Source organism: Streptomyces sp. NPDC050759 (assembly GCF_044456945.1).
In the GTDB taxonomy this organism is placed as follows: domain Bacteria; phylum Actinomycetota; class Actinomycetes; order Streptomycetales; family Streptomycetaceae; genus Streptomyces.
This window is the reverse complement of the sequence record NZ_JBITGI010000005.1, coordinates 128198-148595: the sequence shown is the minus strand read 5'-3', so window position 1 is coordinate 148595 and position 20398 is coordinate 128198. Positions and strand designations below refer to the sequence as shown.

The window sequence follows — 20398 nt, the reverse complement described above, 5'->3', positions numbered from 1 at the left end:
GGGTCATGTTTCACGTGAAACATGACCCGTGGCGCATCGAGGGGCGGTGTTTCACGTGAAACATCGCCCCCTCATCGTTCCGTCGCCAACCGTCGTTCCTTCGTCATCGCCACGGCGACCGCTGCATAGAGGGCGGCGACAGTGACCACCAGGGTCGCCGATCGGCCATCGGGCGGCAGTATCAGGGCGGCTACGGCTGCTGCGCCCACGAAGGCGATGTTGAACAGGACGTCGTAGACGGAGAAGATCCGGCCCCGGAATCCGTCATCGACGGAGGCCTGCACGATCGTGTCCGTGGCGATTTTCGCGCCCTGGGTGATAAGGCCCAGGACGAACGCCGCGATGAGTATCGGGACGGTGGCAAAGGGGAGTCCGAGAGCGGGCTCCAGCGCTGCGGCGGCTGCCGCACACACGGCGATCCAGCGCTCCGGTCCGAGCTTTCCTGCGGTCCAAGGGGTGATGACCGCGGCGACGAAGAAGCCGGCACCGGAGATTCCCAATGCCAGCCCCAACAGGGCGAGTCCGTCGTCCGGATCGGACGTCAGGGCATACCGGCAGAGCATCAGGACCATGACGAGCAGAGCGCCGTAGCAGAACCGCATGAGTGACATCGCGCCGAGCGCCCGGGCGGCCGACCGACGTGAGGGTGCGGCCAGGTGCCGTACACCGGCGACCAGGTCGCGGGCCGTTCCGGCGAGAGCCGTACCGAGGTGGGGGTTGATCAACTCACGGTCGGGGCCCAGCAGTTCCGGGGGCATACGCAGTGCGGCGAGCGCACCGCCCAGGTACAGCCCGGCTCCCAGCAGCACTACGACCGCGTCGGAGTCGGCGATCAGTAGTCGTACGACGAAAGCGAGGCCGCCGCCCGCGGTCGCTGCGAGAGTTCCGGCTGTCGGGGAGAGGGAGTTGGCGATCACCAGCCGTTCCTCGTCCACGACACGGGGCAGTGCGGCGGACAGGCCCGACAGGACGAAGCGATTGACGGCGGTGACGCACAGGGCGGAGACGTAGAAGAGCCAGTCCGGGACGTGGCTGAGCATCAGGACGGCCGTCACGGAAGCCAGCAGGGCGCGCAAGAGGTTGCCGTAGAGGAAGACCTCACGGCGGCGCCAACGGTCCAGGAGGACGCCGGCGAAGGGGCCCACCAAGGAGTAAGGGAGCAGCAGGACCGCCATCGCGGAGGCGATCGCCGTGGCCGAGGTCTGCTTCTCCGGGGAGAAGACGACGTAGGCGGCGAGCGCGATCTGGTAGACACCGTCCGCGGCCTGGGAGAGCAGGCGCACGGAGAGCAGACGCCGGAAGTCCCGGAAGCGCAGCAGGACCCGCAGATCACGCACGACGGACATGGGGCACAGCCTCACATACGGCGAGGGTCCCCGGGCGGTAGAACCCGGGGACCCTCTGTAGCCCTGGCAGGAGCGTTTTGAGTGAGCCTTAGCGCTCGACTTCACCCTTGATGAACTTCTCGACGTTCTCGCGGGCCTCGTCGTCGAAGTACTGGACCGGCGGGGACTTCATGAAGTAGCTGGAGGCTGACAGGATCGGGCCGCCGATACCGCGGTCCTTGGCGATCTTCGCGGCGCGCACGGCGTCGATGATGACACCGGCGGAGTTCGGGGAGTCCCAGACCTCGAGCTTGTACTCCAGGTTCAGCGGGACGTCGCCGAAGGCACGGCCCTCCAGGCGGACGTAGGCCCACTTGCGGTCGTCGAGCCAGGCGACGTAGTCGGACGGGCCGATGTGGACGTTCTTCGCGCCCATGTCCCGGTCGGGGATCTGAGAGGTGACGGCCTGCGTCTTGGAGATCTTCTTGGACTCCAGGCGCTCACGCTCGAGCATGTTCTTGAAGTCCATGTTGCCGCCGACGTTCAGCTGCATCGTGCGGTCCAGGACGACGCCGCGGTCCTCGAACAGCTTCGCCATGACGCGGTGCGTGATGGTGGCGCCGACCTGGGACTTGATGTCGTCGCCGACGATCGGGACGCCCGCCTCGGTGAACTTGTCCGCCCACTCCTTGGTGCCGGCGATGAAGACCGGGAGGGCGTTGACGAAGGCGACCTTGGCGTCGATGGCGCACTGGGCGTAGAACTTCGCCGCGCCTTCGGAGCCGACGGGCAGGTAGCAGACCAGGACGTCGACCTGCTTGTCCTTGAGGACCTGGACGACGTCGACCGGGGCCTCGGCGGACTCCTCGATCGTCTCGCGGTAGTACTTGCCGAGGCCGTCGAGGGTGTGACCGCGCTGGACGGTCACGCCGGTGTTCGGCACGTCGCAGATCTTGATGGTGTTGTTCTCGGAGGCGCCGATGGCGTCGGCGAGGTCGAGACCGACCTTCTTTGCGTCGACGTCGAACGCCGCGACGAACTCGACGTCACGAACGTGGTAGTCGCCGAACTGGACATGCATCAGCCCGGGGACCTTGGCCGCCGGATCGGCGTCCTTGTAGTACTCGACTCCCTGAACCAGCGACGCGGCGCAGTTGCCCACGCCGACGACGGCTACGCGAACCGAACCCATTCCGGTTGCTCCCTGTGTGTACGAGTGAGGCCCTGGCAGGGACCTCACGTGGCGGTGTCGCCGGGCGTATCCGGCCCGGGGGTGTCCCCGGGCCGGGGCAGGACGCCCGGCGCTCCCTCTGTGGTGTCGCGAGTGGGCTCTCCATGGCCGGGACCCTTCAGGTCCCGGCCGGCCCGCTCGCTTTCGATGAGCTCGTTCAACCAGCGCACTTCGCGCTCCACGGACTCCATCCCGTGGCGCTGGAGCTCAAGCGTGTAGTCGTCGAGGCGCTCCCGGGTGCGTGCCAGCGAGGCACTCATCTTCTCCAGGCGCTCCTCGAGTCGGCTGCGGCGGCCTTCGAGGACTCGCATGCGGACGTCGCGTGAGGTCTGCCCGAAGAATGCGAAACGAGCCGCGAAGTGCTCGTCCTCGTACGCGTCGGGACCCGTCTGCGAGAGCAGCTCCTCGAAGTGCTCCTTACCTTCCGCCGTCAACCGGTAGACGATCTTGGCGCGACGCCCTGCGAGTGGTGCGGCGAGGGCGTCCTCGGTGGTGTGCCCCGGTTCCTCGATCAACCAGCCGTTGGCGACCAGCGTCTTGAGGCACGGGTAGAGCGTGCCGTAGCTGAACGCACGGAACACGCCCAGTGATGTATTGAGACGTTTGCGCAGCTCATAGCCGTGCATCGGGGACTCACGGAGCAGGCCGAGTACGGCGAATTCGAGGATCCCGGAACGCCGGCTCATCGTCGCCTCCTCGTCTCTATCTCGCACCGATGTATCGACTCGATACATCAAGACGATAGAACGCTCTTCCGGAAGCGACAAGTGGGGGGACGGTGAACGGGATCACATCAATGATTCATGCGAACCAAGTTGCCTGATTTGGGGTGAACTTCGGGACTCGGCTGGTTTTGACGGTGCGTAGTCTGTGCGGCATGCACACCACCGGGAACCGAGTGACGCCTGGGGGGCGTCGCTGTCCCGGTGCAGTACGGATGAATGCGGGACCGACCACATCCGTACTTCGGGGGGACCGGAAACCAGCCGCCGTTTCCAGGCGCGCAAAGGTGCGCCTGCCCGAGGAGTAGTCGTTCGATGAGCGAGCACCGTCGCAAACCGCCGCAGCCGCAGGGAGGCGGACGTGCCGCGGCCCGACGCGGCCAGTCCGGCTCGTCCTCCGGCCGCCGCGCGGCTCCGCGAGGCGCCACCGGGTCTCTTGCCGACTCCTATGGGACGAGTTCCCAGGAGTCGGATTCCTACGGTCCGGGAGGCGAGGACCGTCCGTACGGCGGCCGTGCCGAGGCCCGACGTGCGGCCCAGAGAAGCACGGGCGGTGGTCGCCGCAGAGTGGCAGAGCCGGGCCGCGGAGGTCGGCGCGGGGCGCCGACCGGCCGGGGTCGCGTGTCCGATCCCGGCAGGAAGCGGTTCATCGACTACCCGCGCGCTGGTAAGTACGGCGTGGCGCGCTGGGTGCCGTCCTGGAAGCTGGTGACGGGGCTGTTCATCGGCTTCATCGGAAGCCTGGTCGCGGTCGCCGGCGTCGGCTACGCGCTCGTGAGCGTTCCGAACGTCGCCGAGACCGCGACGTCGCAGAACAACGTCTATTACTGGTCCGACAACACCGAGATGGTCTCCACCGGTGGTGAGACCAACCGCCAGATCGTCAACCTCGACCGGATCCCGAAGGCGATGCAGTACGCGGTTGTCTCGCAGGAGAACAAGACCTTCTACACCGACAGCGGCATCGACCCCAAGGGCATCGCACGCGCCGTCTTCAACATGGCCAGGGGCGGCAACACGCAGGGTGGTTCCACCATCACCCAGCAGTACGTCAAGAACGCGCGCCTGGACGACCAGTCCCAGACCGTCACCCGTAAGTTCAAGGAGATCTTCATCTCCATCAAGGTGGGCGCCACGGTCAACAAGGACGAGATCATGGCGGGGTACCTGAACTCCGCGTACTACGGGCGCAATGCCTACGGTATCCAGGCGGCCGCGCGTGCCTACTTCAACAAAGATGCCGAGAAGCTGGACCCGGGCGAGTGCGCCTTCCTGGCCGCGATGCTCAAGGGCGCCACGTACTACGACCCGGCGGGAGCGACGTCCATCGACGCGTCGGGCGCCAGGCCTGAAGACAATCAGAGGCGGGCCTTGCGGCAGATGCAGGACACCCTCGACAAGATGGTCGAGTACGGCCACCTCAGCGCGACGGAGCGGGCCAAGTACACCACGCTCCCCGCGTGGCAGAACCCCCGGTCCAACACCCAGCTCAAGGGACAGATCGGCTACCTGGTCGACCTCGCCAAGGCCTACCTGATCAACAACAAGATCATCAGCGCCGACCAGCTGCAGCAGGGCGGCTACTCGATCTACACGACCTTCGACAAGAAGAAGGTCGGTGAGCTAGAGGCAGCGGTCAAGAAGGTCCGCAAGGAGAACATCGACCCGAAGAAGCGCCCGGACAAGGACACGTACGTCCAGTTCGGCGGGGCGTCGGTGGAGCCGGCCACCGGGGCGATCCGGGCCTGCTACGGAGGCGAGGACGCGACCACCCACTTCACCAACAACTGCGACTCGACCGGTGCCCAGGTCGGTTCGACATTCAAGGCGTTCGTGCTCGCGGCAGCGATGAAGTGGGGAGTGCGCGATCCGGATCTGGGTGAGAGCCAGGCACAGGACGAGCGCACGGTCGTCAACGCGAAGAGTCTGTTCAGCGGCCAGAACGACCTCAAGATCAGGAACTACGACGGTTCGATCTGGAAGAACGAGGAGGGCAAAGAGTGGAACCAGGAGAACGACGGCAAGCAGTCCTACGGCTCTCCGCCCAAGTACCAGATCGACCTGCGTGAGGCGATGCGGGAGTCGGTGAACTCCGCCTTCGTGCAGCTCGGCATGGACGTCGGCCTGGACAAGGTGAAGGAGGCGGCCATGGACGCGGGTCTCAAGGAGAACAGCCTGGCCGGCACCAACTTCCCGTCCTTCTCCATCGGTATCTCCGACCCCAGCGCGATCCGCATGGCGGGCGCCTACGCCACCTTCGCGGCCAGCGGCAAGCAGAACGAGCCGTACTCCGTCGAGAGGGTCACGAGCAAGGACGGCGAGGTCTTCACGCACAAGGCGAAGCCCAAGGAGGCCTTCGAGAAGAAGGTCGCCGACAACGTCACCGACGTCCTCAAGACCGTGGTCGAGGACGGCACGGGTACCAACGCCCAGCTGACCGGCCGTGAGGTGGCGGGAAAGACCGGTACCACCGACAAGAACAAGACCGCCTTGTTCGTGGGATACACCCCACAGCTGTCCACGTCGATCATCATGTTCCGGCTGGACGACGACGAGACCAAGAAGAACCGTACGTTCCTGGAGATGTACGGAACAGGTGGCCAGGAGAAGATCCACGGTGCCTCGTTCCCGTCCGAGATCTGGCACGACTACATGGAGCAGGCACTGAAGGGCGAGAAGTCGATCGACTTCCCGACGCCGGAGCCCATCGGTGAGATCGTCAACGAGGAGCCCAGCCCCACGCCCACTCCGACGCCCAGTGATACCGAGTCGGCCACCCCGACTCCGACCCCGACGCCCAGCCAGACGTTCACCTCACCGACGCCCACAGCGACCGAGACCTGCCGGTTCGCCTGGCAGTGCGACGACTCGGGCGGTACGGACAACGGTGGCACCGACGGAGGTGTGACGTCGACGCCGACGGCCACATCGACGGACGTGAATGGCGGCAATAGCAACGGCAATGGCAATGGGGGCCTCTTCGGCGGCTCAAGCGGTTAGTCACCAAATGCCCCGTCGAGGGTGTTTCACGTGAAACATGGGCCGTCGCACCCACCAGGTGCGGCGGCCCTCGGCGTACTCCTAGCCTCGTACGGCAGGATGGGCCGCATGCCCAGTGCTGAATCGACGCCAACGAGCGTGCACGAGTCGTATCCAGTGCATCCGACCAAGGACGACGAGGTCTCCAGGAGCGGCAGCGAGTTCCTCGGCGGCCCTCTGGGGCGGCGCGCCCTGCTGGGGACGTCCTGGTGGACCCCCGTCCGGGTCATCGCGCTCGTGGCCATCGGCATGTTCGCGCTGGGTCTGGTCCAGAAGGCGCCCTGCTACAACGGTGGCTGGTTCTTCGGCGCCAGCTCCCAGTACACCCACGCCTGCTATTCGGACATCCCGCATCTCTATCAGGGACGCGGCTTCGCCGACGGACTCGTCCCCTACTTCGACAAGCTCCCCGGCGACATGCAGTACCTCGAATACCCGGTACTGACCGGTGTGTTCATGGAGGTCGCCGCCTGGCTCACGCCCGGCAGCGGCAGCATCCAGCACCAGGAGCAGTGGTACTGGATGGTCAACGCCGGGATGCTGATGGTGTGCGCTGCCATCATCGTCGTCTGCGTGAGCCGTACGCATGCCCGTCGGCCCTGGGACGGTCTGCTGGTCGCTCTGGCGCCCGCCTTCGCGTTGACGGCCACCATCAACTGGGACCTGCTGGCGGTCGCTCTGACGGCCTCCGCGATGCTGATGTGGGCGCGGGGACGCTCGCTCGCCTTCGGCGTCCTCCTGGGGCTCGCCACGGCCGCCAAGCTCTACCCGGTCTTCCTGCTCTGGCCGCTGTTCGTGCTGTGCTGGCGGGCGGGCAGGTGGCGGGACTTCGGCAAGGCCCTGGGCGGCGCGGCCGTCTCCTGGCTCGTGGTGAACCTGCCGGTGATGTACTTCGCCTTCGACGGCTGGTCGAAGTTCTACACGTTCAGCCAGGAACGCGGAGTGGACTTCGGCTCCTTCTGGCTGATCTTGGCCCAGCATTCGACCGACCCGTTCAGCAGGGAGACCGTCAACATCCTCGCCACGCTGCTGGTGCTGCTGTGTTTCGCGGGCATCGCGGTGCTTGCCCTGACCGCCCCACGCCGGCCGCGTTTCGCTCAGCTCGCGTTCCTGATCGTCGCCGCGTTCATCCTCACCAACAAGGTTTACTCGCCGCAGTACGTCCTGTGGTTGGTGCCGCTGGCCGTGCTGGCCCGGCCGAAGTGGCGGGACTTCCTCATCTGGCAGGCGTGCGAGGTGGCGTACTTCCTGGGGATCTGGCTGTACCTCGCGTACACGACCAGCGGTAACGCCCACAAGGGCCTGCCGACCGACGGCTATCAGTGGGCCATTGGACTGCATCTCCTGGGCACGGCCTACCTGTGCGCCATGGTCCTGCGCGACATTCTCATGCCGGAACGGGACGTGGTACGGCGGGCCGGCGACGACGATCCCTCGGGCGGTGTGCTCGACGGAGCGGAGGACGTCTTCGTGTTGGGCCCCGCCGCCCATCCACCACGGCACGCGGCCCATTTCGACGGGCCGCAGGTGGAGTGGGGCAACGACCGGGGAGCCGACGGCCGTTCGCTCTGAGCGAACAGGCCCGGCGGGGCGTACGCCGATCGGGGCACGTACACGAAGGGCCGTACACGGAAGCTTCCGTGTACGGCCCTTCGTCCGGTCCAGGGGGCTCAGCGACCCGTCCTCGCGTTGCTCACCGGTCGTCTCGCGTTGCTCACCGGTCGTCTCGCGTTGCTCAGCGGTCGACGATCCGGTCGAACTGCGTGGTTGTGTGGCGCAGATGGGCCACCAGCTCCTCGCCGACCTTCGGTTCCGGGGCGTCCGAGGGCACGAACAGGATGGACACCTGCATGTGCGGCGGTTCGGCGAACCAGCGCTGCTTGCCGCCCCAGACGAACGGAGAAAGGTTCCGGTTGACCGTGGCCAGGCCGGCGCGGGCGACGCCCTTGGCGCGCGGCATGACGCCGTGCAGGGCCTTCGGAGCTTCCAGGCCCACGCCGTGCGACGTACCGCCGGCTACGACGACCAGGAAGCCGTCGGAGGTCGCCTTCTGCTGCCGGTACCCGAAGCGGTCCCCCTTGGAGACGCGGGTGACGTCCAGGACGGCGCCGCGGTACTCGGTGGAGTCGTGGTCCCCGAGCCACAACCGGGTCCCGATGCGGGCGCGGAAGCGGGTCTGCGGAAACTGCTGCTGCAGTCGGGCGAGGTCTTCGGCCTTGAGATGGCTGACGAACATGGTGTGCAGCGGCAGCCGGGCCGCGCGCAGCCGGTCCATCCAGCCGATGACCTCTTCGACGGCGTCCGAGCCGTCGGTGCGGTCAAGCGGCAGGTGGATTGCGAAGCCTTCCAGGCGGACGTTCTCTATGGCGGCGTGCAGCTGCGGCAGATCCTGCTCACTGATGCCGTGCCGTTTCATCGAGGACATCACCTCGATGACCACGCGGGCCCCCACGAGGCCGTAGACCCCGTCGATCGATGACACCGAGCGGATCACCCGGTCGGGCAGCGGTACGGGCTCCTCGCCTCGTCGGTACGGCGTCAGCACCAGCAGGTCACCGCCGAACCAGTCCTTGATCCGCGCGGCCTCGTAGGTCGTGCCGACGGCGAGGACGTCCGAGCCCAGCCGGGTGGCCTCCTCCGCCAGCCGCTCGTGCCCGAAGCCATAGCCGTTGCCCTTGCAGACCGGGACGAGCCCCGGGAACTGCTCCTGCACGTGCTTGTGGTGCGCCCGCCAGCGCGCGGTGTCGACGTAGAGCGTGAGCGCCATGGCCGGACCCGGAACCTTTCTAGTGGCTGCGGTGTATCAGAGGTATGGGAGCTATTGAAGCGAAGATCGCGACGTCAGCGGCGGGACATGTAGATGTCGAGCGCCTTGTGGAGCAGCTTGTTGAGCGGGAAGTCCCACTCGCCGAGGTACTCGGCGGCCTGTCCGCCCGTGCCCACCTTGAACTGGATCAGGCCGAAGAGGTGATCGGTCTCGTCGAGCGAGTCGGAGATGCCCCGCAGGTCGTAGACGGTCGCGCCGAGCGCGTAGGCGTCACGCAGCATTCGCCACTGCATCGCGTTCGAGGGCCGGACCTCGCGGCCGATGTTGTCGGAGGCGCCGTAGGAGTACCAGACGTGCCCGCCGACGATCAGCATGGTCGCCGCCGAGAGGTTCACGCCCTCGTGCCGGGCGAAGTACAGCCGCATCCGGTTGGGGTCCTCGGTGTTGAGGGCCGTCCACATACGCTGAAAGTACGACAGCGGGCGGGGCCGGAAGTGGTCGCGCACCGCGGTGATCTCGTACAGCCGCTGCCATTCCTCGAGGTCCTGGTAACCGCCCTGGACGACCTCGACGCCGGCCTTCTCGGCCTTCTTGATGTTGCGGCGCCACAGCTGATTGAAGTTCTTGTGCACCTCTTCCAGGGACCGGTTGGCGAGTGGCACCTGGTAGACGTAGCGGGGCTGTACGTCGCCGAAGCCGGCTCCTCCGTCCTCGCCCTGCTGCCAGCCCATGCGGCGGAGCTTGTCGGCGACCTCGAAGGCGCGCGGTTCGATGAAGTCGGCCTCGATGTCGCGAAGGCGCTTCACGTCCGGGTTCTGGATGCCCGCCTTGATGGAGGTGGCCTCCCAGCGCCGGATGATCACCGGCGGACCCATCTTCACGGAGAAGGCACCCTGGTGCTTGAGGTGCGCGAGCATCGGTTCCAGCCACTCGGTCAGATTCGGCGCGAACCAGTTGATGACCGGGCCCTCGGGCAGATACGCGAGGTAGCGCTTGATCTTGGGTAGCTGCCGGTAGAGGACGAGACCCGCACCGACGAGTTCGCCGGTCTTGTCGAACCAGCCGAGGCTCTCGGAGCGCCATTCCGCTTTGACGTCTGCCCAGGCCGGAACCTGCATGTGGCTCGCCGACGGCAGGCTCTGGATGTATGCCAGATGCTGCTCGCGACTGATCGTCCTCAGGGTCAGGCTCATTGTGGGGCGCTCCTCGGGCTGGTGTGTCCCCATGGGTACAGGGGCTCCGGCTCTCGCGGCGAAGCCTACTGCGCCTTGCGAGCGCCCCGACTGGGCGTACGGAACCTGCGCCCCGGCTCATGGGCCGCCGAGGCGTAACGCGGTGCTTTGGGTGGTGTCAGGGGGACCGTGCCCGTGGCGTCAGTCAGAAGACTCCACCGAAGAGGCCGCCGTGCGCCATGCCGAGGAAGAAGCCGACGGCGGACGCGCCGAGACCGAGGATCAGGCCGAAGCGCTCGCGGGTCGTCTCCGAGATCCACTGGCCGTACGCGCCGGTGAGGATGCCCACCAGGCCGGTCCAGGAGCTGAGCAGGTGCAGGTTGTGGAACATCGCCGTGACGAACGCCGTGACGCCGAGCACCAGGGTCACCGCGAGCAGTGTGTCCTGGAGGGGGTGGGGCTTTCCGTCCGTGGCGAAAAGGCCTCCGGCGGTGTTGGGTCGCATTGCCTGTGCCATAGGGCACCTCCTGCGGAAGACGGCGCACTGTAGCGCCATACACACCCGATGTGTACAGAGTGACCGCCTCCGGGGCCGGATTTCAACCGGAAGCCGGTGTGCGGGTAGTCTGTACCGTCTGCACGGTGTCTGCCCATGTCACGACCGGGACTACCGCAAGGAAGCCCCGATTGTCAGTGGCGGCCGATACCGTTGCGTACGCATCACAACCCTCCTGCCACGGAACGACCGTGGCCGTTGAGTCCAAAGGAGGTGGGTTCCACATGCGTCACTACGAGGTGATGGTCATCCTCGACCCCGATCTGGAGGAGCGCGCTGTCGCCCCCCTGATCGAGAACTTCCTCTCCGTCGTCCGTGAGGGCAACGGAAAGGTTGAGAAGGTCGACACCTGGGGCCGTCGTCGGCTCTCGTACGAGATCAAGAAGAAGCCCGAGGGCATCTACTCGGTCATCGACCTGCAGGCCGAGCCTGCGGTCGTCAAGGAGCTCGACCGCCAGCTGAACCTGAACGAGTCGGTCCTCCGGACCAAGGTCCTCCGCCCCGAGACCCACTGAGCTTTCCCGCTCAGCTGATCTCGGGATTTCGAGTAGCAGCAACCAAGCAGCCAGAGCAGCAAACCCGCCGAGAGGTTCCCCATGGCAGGCGAGACCGTCATCACGGTCGTCGGCAATCTTGTCGATGACCCCGAGCTGCGCTTCACCCCTTCCGGTGCGGCGGTCGCGAAGTTCCGTGTCGCGTCCACCCCCCGCACCTTCGACCGTCAGACGAACGAGTGGAAGGACGGCGAAAGCCTGTTCCTGACCTGCTCGGTCTGGCGTCAGGCGGCGGAGAATGTCGCCGAGTCGCTCCAGCGAGGCATGCGCGTCATCGTGCAGGGCCGGCTGAAGCAGCGGTCCTACGAGGACCGTGAGGGCGTCAAGCGCACGGTCTACGAGCTGGACGTCGAGGAAGTCGGCGCCAGTCTGCGCAGTGCCACGGCCAAGGTCACCAAGACGGCCGGCGGTGCCGGGCGCGGTGGCCAGGGTGGTTTCAGCGGCGGCGCTGGCGGCCAGGGTGGCGGCGGCTGGGGTGGAAACTCCGGCGGCGGCCAGCAGGGCGGCGCTGCTCCCGCGGACGATCCGTGGGCGACCGGCGCTCCCGCCGGTGGCGGCCAGGGCGGCGGTGGTGGCGGCTGGGGTGGAAACCCCGGCGGCGGCCAGCAGGGCGGCGGCTACTCGGACGAACCCCCCTTCTAGGCCTCGGCCCGGAGGGTGGGTCGTACCCACACTTCTTGATCACACAGGAGAAACACCATGGCGAAGCCGCCTGTGCGCAAGCCTAAGAAAAAGGTCTGCGCTTTTTGCAAGGACAAGGTCACGTACGTGGACTACAAGGACACGAACATGCTGCGGAAGTTCATTTCCGACCGCGGCAAGATCCGTGCCCGCCGCGTGACCGGCAACTGCACGCAGCACCAGCGTGACGTCGCCACGGCAGTCAAGAACAGCCGTGAGATGGCGCTGCTGCCCTACACCTCCACCGCGCGATAAGGGAAGGGTGACCGACTAATGAAGATCATCCTCACCCACGAGGTCTCCGGCCTCGGTGCCGCGGGCGACGTCGTCGACGTCAAGGACGGTTACGCTCGCAACTACCTGATCCCGCGGAACTTCGCGATCCGTTGGACCAAGGGTGGCGAGAAGGACGTCGAGCAGATCCGTCGTGCTCGCAAGATCCACGAGATCCAGACCATCGAGCAGGCCAACCAGGTGAAGGCCCAGCTCGAGGGTGTCAAGGTCCGTCTGGCTGTCCGCTCCGGCGACGCCGGTCGTCTCTTCGGTTCCGTCACCCCGGCCGACGTCGCTTCCGCGATCAAGGCTTCCGGTGGCCCCGAGGTCGACAAGCGCCGCATCGAGCTGGGCTCGCCGATCAAGACCCTGGGCGCCCACGAGACGTCCGTGCGTCTGCACCCCGAGGTTGCCGCCAAGGTCAACATCGAGGTCGTTGCGGCCTGATTGCTGCGTCTGGCTTGAACAGCTTTGGCTGGTCAACTGAGAAGGGGCCGCACCCGCTGGGGTGCGGCCCCTTCTGCCTGTTGGCGACCGGATCGCGGCCATGTTTCACGTGAAACGGTCAGTGCGGGCCGCCGGGGTGTGTTTCACGTGAAACGGTCACCGTGTAGCACCTGTCACCAACCAGTGGCCCGAGCGGGACCGCAGCCACAGGGTCAGCATCCGTATCGTCATCATCAAGGTCATGGCGGCCCAGAGAGCGGTCAGCCCACCGCCCAGCGTCGGGACGAGCAGGGCGACCGGGGCGAAGACCACCAGAGTCAGGATCATCGCCTTGGCCAGGTAGGGGCCGTCGCCGGCACCCATGAGCACGCCGTCCAGAACGAAGACGACACCGCATATCGGCTGTGAGAGAGCCACGATCACCAGAGCGGGTAGCGCGGCGTCCTTGACCGTGGAGTCACCGGTGAACAAGGGGAGGAACAACGGTCGGGAGAGGACGACCAGTACGCCGAGAGCGACTCCGACCGCGATCCCCCACTCCACCATCCGACGGCATGCCTGCCGGGCACCGTCGGTGTCATCGTCGCCCAGATAGCGTCCGATGATGGCCTGCCCGGCGATGGCGATGGCGTCGAGTGCGAAGGCGAGCAGACTCCACAGGGACAGGATGATCTGGTGGGCGGCGATGTCGGCGTCACCCAGGCGAGCTGCGACAGCCGTGGCGATCATCAGGATCGCTCTCAAGGAGAGGGTGCGGACCAGCAGAGGCACGCCGGCTTGGGCGGAGGCTCGGATCCCCAAGGCGTCGGGACGCAGGGACGCGCCGTGCCTGCGGGCACCGCGAACGACGACCACGAGATAGGCGGCGGCCATGCCGTACTGAGCGATGACCGTGCCCCAGGCGGAGCCGGCGATGCCCAGGTCGGCGCCGTAGACGAGGCCGACGTTGAGGACGGCGTTGGCTACGAAGCCGGCGATGGCCACGTAGAGCGGGGTCTTGGTGTCCTGTAGCCCGCGGAGTACCCCGGTCGAAGCGAGCACGACCAGCATGGCCGGAATCCCGAGGGCCGAGATCCGCAGATAGGTGGTCGCGTAGGGGGCTGCTGTGTCGGAGGCACCGAAGAGCTCCACGATCGACGGAGCGGTGGGCAGGACGACGGCGATGACGGCGGCACCGAGCAACAGCGCGAGCCAGATGCCGTCCATGCCCTGGCGGATGGCGGCCTGGAGGTCTCCGGCTCCGACGCGGCGGGCGACGGCGGCCGTGGTCGCGTAGGCGAGGAAGACGAAGACGCTGACGGCCGTCGTGAGAAGGGCGGAGGCGATGCCGAGACCGGCGAGTTGGGCGGTGCCCAGATGGCCGACGATCGCGCTGTCGGCCATGACGAACAGAGGCTCGGCGACGAGCGCACCGAAGGCCGGAACGGCGAGTGCGACGATCTCGCGGTCGTGCTGTCGCCGGGTGGCTTTGGGGGTCGCGGACGCCTGTGTCATGTGCACCAATCTAATCGTCCACAGGTAAGAGATGCAATGGAGAATAGACCCTTACCAAGGCTCGGGAGGGGTGCGCTGCTGTGTACAGTTCGAACTGATCTTGAGCCGACCGGGAAAGTTTTTCTTCTGCACAGCCGGTGGACGGCGAAGATGCAGGTCAAGTCACCCCTTCGAGGATGAGGCGCAGCTTGTTCACAGGCCTGTCCACCGAGTCGTGCACAGGTTTTGCGGAGTTCTCCACAGCATCAGGGCCGTCGTCCACATGGCCTGTGGATAACCAGATTGGCTGACGGTGCCGACGGGCCTACCGTGGTCCGGCGCCCACTCCGTTCGTCGGCTCGGAAATCATCACAAAACCGACGCGCTAGAACCGGAGTTGGGCGTCTCATTTGTCAGTGCCGTGCCGTAGAACTGAGAAGCACGGCGAGGTCCGCTCGGCGGACGGGAGGAGGTGGCTCGGTGAGCATTTCCGAGCCCTTGGACGACCCCTGGGCCGACAGCGGTCCCAGTGATCGTCTGCCTTCCTCGCGCCGCCGCGGCGACGGAGGCCGGGGCCGAGACGAACAGCACGACCGCGGCAGGGACACCAGCGAGTGGGACGGCGGAGGCACTGCCTTCGAGAGGGTCCCTCCCCAGGATCTGGATGCCGAACAGTCCGTCCTGGGCGGCATGCTCCTGTCCAAGGACGCCATCGCGGACGTCGTCGAGGTCATCAAGGGCCACGACTTCTACAAGCCCGCCCACGAGACGATCTTCCAGGCGATCCTGGACGTCTATGCCAAGGGCGAGCCGGCCGACCCCATCACGATCGCCGCCGAGCTCACCAAGCGCGGTGAGATCAACAAGGTCGGCGGCGCATCGTATCTGCACACCCTCGTCCAGACCGTGCCGACAGCGGCGAACGCCGAGTACTACGCGGAAATCGTCCACGAGCGCGCCGTCCTGCGGCGCCTGGTCGAGGCGGGGACGCGTATCACCCAGATGGGATACGCGGCCGACGACGACGTCGACGAGATCGTCAACCGCGCCCAGGCCGAGATCTACGCGGTCACCGAGCAGCGCACCAGCGAGGATTATCTGCCGCTCGGGGACATCATGGAGGGCGCACTCGACGAGATCGAGGCGATCGGCTCGCGCAGCGGCGAGATGACCGGTGTGCCCACCGGTTTCACGGACCTCGACTCGCTCACCAACGGCCTGCACCCGGGCCAGATGATCGTCATCGCCGCCCGCCCCGCCATGGGCAAGTCCACCCTCGCGCTGGACTTCGCCCGCGCGGCTTCCATCAAGCACAACCTGGCCAGCGTCATCTTCTCCCTCGAAATGGGGCGCAACGAGATCGCGATGCGTCTCCTGTCGGCGGAAGCGCGTGTGGCCCTGCACCACATGCGTTCGGGCACCATGACGGACGAGGACTGGACCCGACTGGCGCGCCGCATGCCCGAGGTGTCCTCCGCACCCCTCTACATCGACGACTCCCCGAACCTGTCGATGATGGAGATCCGGGCGAAGTGCCGGCGGCTGAAGCAGCGCAACGACATCAAACTCGTGATCATCGACTATCTGCAGCTGATGCAGGCCGGTGGTTCGAAGCGCTCCGAGAGCCGTCAGCAGGAGGTCTCGGACATGTCCCGTAACCTCAAGCTCCTGGCCAAGGAGCTTGAGGTCCCGGTGATCGCGCTCTCGCAGCTCAACCGTGGTCCCGAGCAGCGTACGGACAAGAAGCCGATGGTGTCCGACCTGCGTGAGTCCGGTTCCATCGAGCAGGACGCCGACATGGTGATTCTGCTGCACCGCGAGGACGCCTACGAGAAGGAGTCACCGCGCGCCGGCGAGGCCGACATCATCGTGGGCAAGCACCGAAACGGGCCGACGGCGACGATCACTGTCGCCTTTCAGGGCCACTACTCGCGCTTCGTGGACATGGCGCAGACCTGATCCCCCCTCCGGCCACGCGGTGGAGCCAGCCACCACACCGCCCTACGCACCGCTGACGAAGCCGAGGCTCTTCCCTCCATCCTCCGCAAAGCCTCTACCGGCCCATACGCACAACAGCGGCTCTGGCGCTGCCTGGCAGCCCAATCCCACGCCACCCTCACCGAAGCAGCCCGAGACGTCGGCATCCCCCACTCGACCCTGGCGATCCAGCCCAACCGACTCGGGCGGACCTCGGACACCACCTCTTCGAACGAGCCGAACGCGGTACGGCCATGAAACCGACCCGATTCGGGAAGCGAGTCGCCGCGGCCGCGTAGAGGATCCCGGCTGAGGAAATGCCACGACGGTGAGAGAACACCCAGCCAAGCTGTGAGACAACGGGAAGCTGCTCAGCGCCTCGTCTCGTACCTGGTCACTCGCCGCGCGCTGACCAGAGGCTTTCCTGGAGGCGAACCTCCTGCCACATCATCCCGACCACCCGGACCTGCTCGATTCCCTGGCCGCGACGGTGGTCGAGGTCCACTGCACTTGTGCACCGGAGGAACCCACTCGTCGCTATACCGAACAGGCGGCCACGACTCATCTCACCCGAGGTCCTGGTCCAGTACGAGCGACCCCTCGGCTACCGCCCCGGAATCACGGTGGACACCGTACGTCCGATCGGTCCACCGGTCATCGCCGTCCAGCTCCGCCGAGCGTTCGACGCGGAGATGACCACGGCGTGAGACGGGCGCCGGTGGTCGACCCCCTGCAAGGCCCACGGGGCTAAAGAAGTCGACGTCCGCCTCCGCGGCGGGATGGACTGGGGGCATGACGACATCTCAGGGAGAGCTGTTTCCCAGTACACGCAGGGCGTTGCTGCACCGCATCGCCGTGGCCCAGGCCGAAGGGCGGGCACCGTCGCTGGTAGCGGCGGTCGTGCGGGGCGGACGGGCGGTCTGGCACGGTACGCGTACCTCGGTGGACGGGCACGGCCCAGACGAGAGCGTGCAGTACCGCATCGGGTCGATCACCAAGACCTTCACCGCCGTTCTCGTCATGCGACTGCGGGACGAGGGACTGCTCGACCTCGGTGACCGGCTGGAGAAGCATGTGCCCGGGACGGGAGCGGGGGAGGCCACGGTGGCCGAACTCCTCGCCCACACCAGTGGATTGGCGGCCGAGTCTCCCGCGCCCTGGTGGGAGCGCACTTCCGGGGGACTGCGCCCGGACATCGCCGACGTGCTGGGCGAGCAGCCCTTCCTGCACCCCGTCGGACGCCGCTTCCACTACTCGAACCCCGGCTACACCCTGCTGGGCGCACTCGTCGAGAAGCTGCGCGGGGCTCCGTGGGAGGACGTGCTCCGACGTGAAGTGCTCGGACCTCTGAGCCTGGACCGCACAAGCGTCCGCCCGGAAGCACCGCACGCGGGCGGCTGGGCAGTACACCCGTGGGCCGATGTGATGCTGCCCGAACCCTCCGAGGACCTCGGACGGATGTCCCCCGCTGGCCAACTCTGGTCCACCACTGCCGACTTGGCCAGATTCGCGGTCTTCCTCGCCAACGGCGACGATCGCGTACTGAGCGCGGAGACCGTGAGGGAAATGCGCATGCCCGCGGCTCCGGCCGGGATGGGGGATCTCGCCGACGGCGCCTCTTACGGGCTCGGACTGCAGGTGCAGCACCGCGACGGACGACTGCTCGTGGGCCATTCGGGCTCTCTGCCGGGCTTCCTGGCGAATCTCACGATCGGTGTGGCGGACGATGTGGCCGCAGTGGTGCTGGCCAACTGCACCTCCGGCCCGCTGCTGTCCGTCGTAGGGGCCGATCTCGTACGGATCGTCGCCGAAGCCGAACCCAGAATCCCCGAGCCTTGGCGCCCGATGCGCGAAGCCGACTTGCCCTCAGTGGAGTTGGCGGGTCAGTGGTACTGGGGAACGAACGGATTCGCCCTACGGCTGACTGCGGACGGACTCGCCTCGCTGGAGCCTTTGTCGGGCACAGGTCGGCGCTCGCGATTCCGGGCCAACGGTGACGGTACCTGGACCGGGCTGGAGGGCTATTTCCATGGGGAGCTCCTGAAGGCCGTACGGCGGCCTGACGGGTCCGTGGACCACCTCGACCTCGGCTCGTTCGTGTTCACTCGGCAGCCGTACGACGAGGGGTCTTCCGTGCCGGGTGGGGTCGATCCGAAGGGGTGGCGCGGCATCGGCTAGACGCCTCCGTCAGCTGACCGGCGCCTTGTTTCACGTGAAACAAGGCGCCTGGCTGTGCCGCGAGCGAGTGGCCATGGGGGAGGTCACAAGGCCAGCTTGAAGCCCACATGCGAGGCCGTAAAGCCGAGCCGTTCGTAGAAGCGATGGGCGTCCGTGCGTGTGCTGTCCGACGTCAACTGCACCAACTGGCAGTTCTGACGCCGGGATTCCTCGATCGCCCACTCGATGAGCCGGGTCCCGAGCCCACTGCCACGCTCGTCGGCGCGGATGCGCACCCCTTCGATGATCGATCGGGTGGCACCACGTCGGGACAGTCCCGGAACGACCGTGAGCTGAAGTGTGCCGACCACACGACCCTCCCGCGTGGCGACGACCAGATGCTGGTTCGGGTCGGAGGAGAGGCGCTCCAGCGCGCCCACATAGGGCGCCAAGTCGTCCGGGGACTCGCGATGGGCGCCTAGGGGGTCGTCGGCGAGCATGCCGACGATCGCGGAGAGGTCGTCCAACGCGGCAGGCCGAATTTCAAGATCTCCCATGGCCGCACCCTATGCCGGGTGCTCTGGGTGGGGGTGAGTTCGCGGGTTGGTGACGTCCCGCCTCAGACGGCGATCGAGGCTCATATCGAGTGCCCTGCAGCCGGTACTCGCTGCTGTTGACCTGCCCAGGCGAGAGCACACCGAGATAGACGTCGCTTGCGAGTATAGAGCGTCTGCAATTATTGTTCCGGTGTGCAACACGCTCCTGCAATCTTCTGGAAGGTGTCACCCCCATGCCGCTCGCGCTTCTGGCTCTCGCGATCGGGGCCTTCGGAATCGGAACGACCGAGTTTGTGATCATGGGGCTGCTGCCCGAGGTCGCGGACGACTTCGGCGTGTCCATCCCCACCGCCGGCTTCCTGGTCACCGGCTACGCGCTCGGCGTCATGTTCGGCGCTCCGCTGATGACCGCCCTCGGTACCAAGGTCTCCCGAAAGCGGATGCTGATGCTGCTGATGGGGCTGTTCATCGTCGGCAATCTGCTCTCCGCGCTTGCCCCGGCGTTCAGCGTCATGCTGATCGGACGGGTGGTCGCCTCCCTCGCCCATGGAGCCTTCTTCGGCATCGGTTCGGTCGTCGCCGCCGACCTGGTGGCTCCGGACAAGAAGGCCGGAGCCATCGCAATGATGTTCACCGGCCTAACAGTCGCCAATGTCGTCGGCGTCCCGCTCGGCACCCTGATTGGCCAGACCGCCGGCTGGCGTCTCACTTTCACCATCGTCGCGGCCCTCGGTGTGGTCGGGCTGATCGGCGTCGCCAGGCTCGTCCCCGAGATGCCCAGGCCGGAGGGCGTGCGTCTGCGCCACGAACTGGCCGCCTTCAAGAATGCCCAGGTGCTGCTCGCCATGGCGATGACTGTCCTCGGCTTCGGCGGTGTCTTCGCCGCCATCACCTACATCGCGCCGATGATGACCCACGTGGCGGGCTTCGCCGACAGTTCGGTGACCTGGCTGCTGGTCCTTTTCGGGCTCGGCATGGTCGGCGGCAACCTTGTGGGCGGCAAGTACGCCGACCGCGCTCTGATGCCCATGCTGTACGTCTCCCTGGGCGCCCTGGCCGTAGTGCTCGCGCTCTTCACGCTCACCGCGCACAACAAGGCCCTGGCCGGCGTCACGATCGCTCTCATAGGTGCTCTTGGCTTCGCCGCCGTGCCGCCGCTCCAGAAGAGGGTCCTCGACCAGGCGCACGACGCCCCTACGCTTGCCTCAGCCGTGAACATCGGTGCCTTCAACCTCGGCAACGCCCTCTCGGCCTGGCTCGGCGGCCTGGTCATCTCTGCCGGCTTCGGCTACACCGCCCCCAACTGGGTGGGCGCCGCCCTGGCCGCAGGGGCTCTCCTCCTCGCGTTCCTCTCGGCTGCACTGGAGCGTCGGGACAGCGCTCCCAGCGCCGTGGTCGCAGGGACGACGCCCGCCGGACAGAGGACCGCAGCGCACCACTGAGCCGACCTGACCGGCAGCCAGGCAC

General features: G+C 66.7%; 17 protein-coding genes. 9 read left to right on the top strand and 8 right to left on the bottom strand.

Annotation, left to right across the window (positions count from 1 at the left end):
• Positions 1-71 precede the first annotated feature (71 nt).
• From ACIBJB_RS17190 to ACIBJB_RS17180, 3 genes are all read right to left on the bottom strand, one after another.
• Entirely contained in the window at positions 72-1346 is a 1275-nt protein-coding gene (locus ACIBJB_RS17190; RefSeq protein ID WP_398931249.1) for an MFS transporter, read from the bottom strand.
• 88 nt (positions 1347-1434) lie between these two features.
• Positions 1435-2517, bottom strand: coding sequence for an inositol-3-phosphate synthase (locus ACIBJB_RS17185; RefSeq protein WP_398931246.1), 1083 nt, complete (start codon positions 2515-2517; stop codon positions 1435-1437).
• Between the two features lie 44 nt (positions 2518-2561).
• A complete protein-coding gene (locus ACIBJB_RS17180; RefSeq protein ID WP_020119509.1) occupies positions 2562-3242 on the bottom strand; it encodes a PadR family transcriptional regulator in 681 nt (226 codons plus the stop codon).
• Positions 3243-3593: 351 nt separating this feature from the next.
• Here ACIBJB_RS17180 and ACIBJB_RS17175 point away from each other — a divergent pair, with 351 nt between their 5' ends.
• Positions 3594-6278: a transglycosylase domain-containing protein gene (locus ACIBJB_RS17175; protein WP_398931244.1), complete on the top strand. Its 2685-nt coding sequence runs from the start codon at positions 3594-3596 to the stop codon at positions 6276-6278.
• Between the two features lie 108 nt (positions 6279-6386).
• Positions 6387-7889, top strand: a complete 1503-nt coding sequence (locus tag ACIBJB_RS17170) for a glycosyltransferase family 87 protein (protein WP_398931242.1) — start codon at positions 6387-6389, stop codon at positions 7887-7889.
• Between the two features lie 163 nt (positions 7890-8052).
• Here the strand turns inward: ACIBJB_RS17170 and ACIBJB_RS17165 are convergent, their stop codons facing one another.
• The 3 genes from ACIBJB_RS17165 to ACIBJB_RS17155 form a co-directional block, all read right to left on the bottom strand.
• Positions 8053-9084 (bottom strand): alanine racemase, encoded by a 1032-nt coding sequence (locus ACIBJB_RS17165; RefSeq protein WP_398931240.1) that lies wholly within the window; start codon positions 9082-9084, stop codon positions 8053-8055.
• 74 nt (positions 9085-9158) lie between these two features.
• Positions 9159-10277: a peptidoglycan bridge formation glycyltransferase FemX gene (gene femX / locus ACIBJB_RS17160; protein WP_057609122.1), complete on the bottom strand. Its 1119-nt coding sequence runs from the start codon at positions 10275-10277 to the stop codon at positions 9159-9161.
• Between the two features lie 184 nt (positions 10278-10461).
• Complete coding sequence (locus tag ACIBJB_RS17155) at positions 10462-10773, bottom strand: hypothetical protein (protein ID WP_398931238.1); 312 nt, start codon at positions 10771-10773, stop codon at positions 10462-10464.
• A gap of 263 nt (positions 10774-11036) precedes the next feature.
• Between ACIBJB_RS17155 and rpsF the strand changes: the two genes are divergently transcribed.
• The 4 genes from rpsF (at position 11037) to rplI (ending at position 12767) form a co-directional block, all read left to right on the top strand.
• Positions 11037-11327 (top strand): 30S ribosomal protein S6, encoded by a 291-nt coding sequence (gene rpsF / locus ACIBJB_RS17150; protein WP_007383258.1) that lies wholly within the window; start codon positions 11037-11039, stop codon positions 11325-11327.
• A gap of 81 nt (positions 11328-11408) precedes the next feature.
• A complete protein-coding gene (locus ACIBJB_RS17145) occupies positions 11409-12008 on the top strand; it encodes a single-stranded DNA-binding protein (protein WP_398931235.1) in 600 nt (199 codons plus the stop codon).
• A gap of 57 nt (positions 12009-12065) precedes the next feature.
• Positions 12066-12302, top strand: coding sequence for a 30S ribosomal protein S18 (gene rpsR / locus ACIBJB_RS17140; protein WP_003949403.1), 237 nt, complete (start codon positions 12066-12068; stop codon positions 12300-12302).
• An 18-nt stretch (positions 12303-12320) separates the two neighbouring features.
• Positions 12321-12767, top strand: coding sequence for a 50S ribosomal protein L9 (rplI, locus tag ACIBJB_RS17135; RefSeq protein ID WP_069759556.1), 447 nt, complete (start codon positions 12321-12323; stop codon positions 12765-12767).
• Between the two features lie 156 nt (positions 12768-12923).
• On the opposite strand, the gene ACIBJB_RS17130 is transcribed toward rplI, so the two are convergent.
• Positions 12924-14261, bottom strand: coding sequence for an MATE family efflux transporter (locus ACIBJB_RS17130; protein ID WP_398931232.1), 1338 nt, complete (start codon positions 14259-14261; stop codon positions 12924-12926).
• A 459-nt stretch (positions 14262-14720) separates the two neighbouring features.
• On the opposite strand from ACIBJB_RS17130, the gene dnaB reads away from it, so the two are divergent.
• Both dnaB and ACIBJB_RS17120 read left to right on the top strand, forming a co-directional pair.
• The gene (gene dnaB / locus ACIBJB_RS17125; RefSeq protein WP_398931230.1) at positions 14721-16199 is read left to right on the top strand and encodes a replicative DNA helicase; all 1479 of its coding nucleotides are present in this window, start codon (positions 14721-14723) and stop codon (positions 16197-16199) included.
• 810 nt (positions 16200-17009) lie between these two features.
• Entirely contained in the window at positions 17010-18395 is a 1386-nt protein-coding gene (locus tag ACIBJB_RS17120) for a serine hydrolase domain-containing protein (RefSeq protein ID WP_398931228.1), read from the top strand.
• Between the two features lie 83 nt (positions 18396-18478).
• Here ACIBJB_RS17120 and ACIBJB_RS17115 read toward each other — a convergent pair whose 3' ends face one another.
• Complete coding sequence (locus tag ACIBJB_RS17115; RefSeq protein WP_398931226.1) at positions 18479-18931, bottom strand: GNAT family N-acetyltransferase; 453 nt, start codon at positions 18929-18931, stop codon at positions 18479-18481.
• Between the two features lie 233 nt (positions 18932-19164).
• Between ACIBJB_RS17115 and ACIBJB_RS17110 the strand changes: the two genes are divergently transcribed.
• Entirely contained in the window at positions 19165-20373 is a 1209-nt protein-coding gene (locus ACIBJB_RS17110) for an MFS transporter (protein WP_398931223.1), read from the top strand.
• Positions 20374-20398 lie beyond the last annotated feature (25 nt).

What these genes read in the sequence shown, in the direction of transcription:
- ACIBJB_RS17190 (WP_398931249.1), bottom strand. Translation starts at nt 1,346, where the DNA reads ATGTCCGTCGTGCGTGATCTGCGGGTCCTGCTGCGCTTCCGGGACTTC.
- ACIBJB_RS17185 (WP_398931246.1), bottom strand. Translation starts at nt 2,517, where the DNA reads ATGGGTTCGGTTCGCGTAGCCGTCGTCGGCGTGGGCAACTGCGCCGCG.
- ACIBJB_RS17180 (WP_020119509.1), bottom strand. Translation starts at nt 3,242, where the DNA reads ATGAGCCGGCGTTCCGGGATCCTCGAATTCGCCGTACTCGGCCTGCTC.
- ACIBJB_RS17175 (WP_398931244.1), top strand. Translation starts at nt 3,594, where the DNA reads ATGAGCGAGCACCGTCGCAAACCGCCGCAGCCGCAGGGAGGCGGACGT.
- ACIBJB_RS17170 (WP_398931242.1), top strand. Translation starts at nt 6,387, where the DNA reads ATGCCCAGTGCTGAATCGACGCCAACGAGCGTGCACGAGTCGTATCCA.
- ACIBJB_RS17165 (WP_398931240.1), bottom strand. Translation starts at nt 9,084, where the DNA reads ATGGCGCTCACGCTCTACGTCGACACCGCGCGCTGGCGGGCGCACCAC.
- femX (WP_057609122.1), bottom strand. Translation starts at nt 10,277, where the DNA reads ATGAGCCTGACCCTGAGGACGATCAGTCGCGAGCAGCATCTGGCATAC.
- ACIBJB_RS17155 (WP_398931238.1), bottom strand. Translation starts at nt 10,773, where the DNA reads ATGGCACAGGCAATGCGACCCAACACCGCCGGAGGCCTTTTCGCCACG.
- rpsF (WP_007383258.1), top strand. Translation starts at nt 11,037, where the DNA reads ATGCGTCACTACGAGGTGATGGTCATCCTCGACCCCGATCTGGAGGAG.
- ACIBJB_RS17145 (WP_398931235.1), top strand. Translation starts at nt 11,409, where the DNA reads ATGGCAGGCGAGACCGTCATCACGGTCGTCGGCAATCTTGTCGATGAC.
- rpsR (WP_003949403.1), top strand. Translation starts at nt 12,066, where the DNA reads ATGGCGAAGCCGCCTGTGCGCAAGCCTAAGAAAAAGGTCTGCGCTTTT.
- rplI (WP_069759556.1), top strand. Translation starts at nt 12,321, where the DNA reads ATGAAGATCATCCTCACCCACGAGGTCTCCGGCCTCGGTGCCGCGGGC.
- ACIBJB_RS17130 (WP_398931232.1), bottom strand. Translation starts at nt 14,261, where the DNA reads ATGACACAGGCGTCCGCGACCCCCAAAGCCACCCGGCGACAGCACGAC.
- ACIBJB_RS17120 (WP_398931228.1), top strand. Translation starts at nt 17,010, where the DNA reads ATGACGACATCTCAGGGAGAGCTGTTTCCCAGTACACGCAGGGCGTTG.
- ACIBJB_RS17115 (WP_398931226.1), bottom strand. Translation starts at nt 18,931, where the DNA reads ATGGGAGATCTTGAAATTCGGCCTGCCGCGTTGGACGACCTCTCCGCG.
- ACIBJB_RS17110 (WP_398931223.1), top strand. Translation starts at nt 19,165, where the DNA reads ATGCCGCTCGCGCTTCTGGCTCTCGCGATCGGGGCCTTCGGAATCGGA.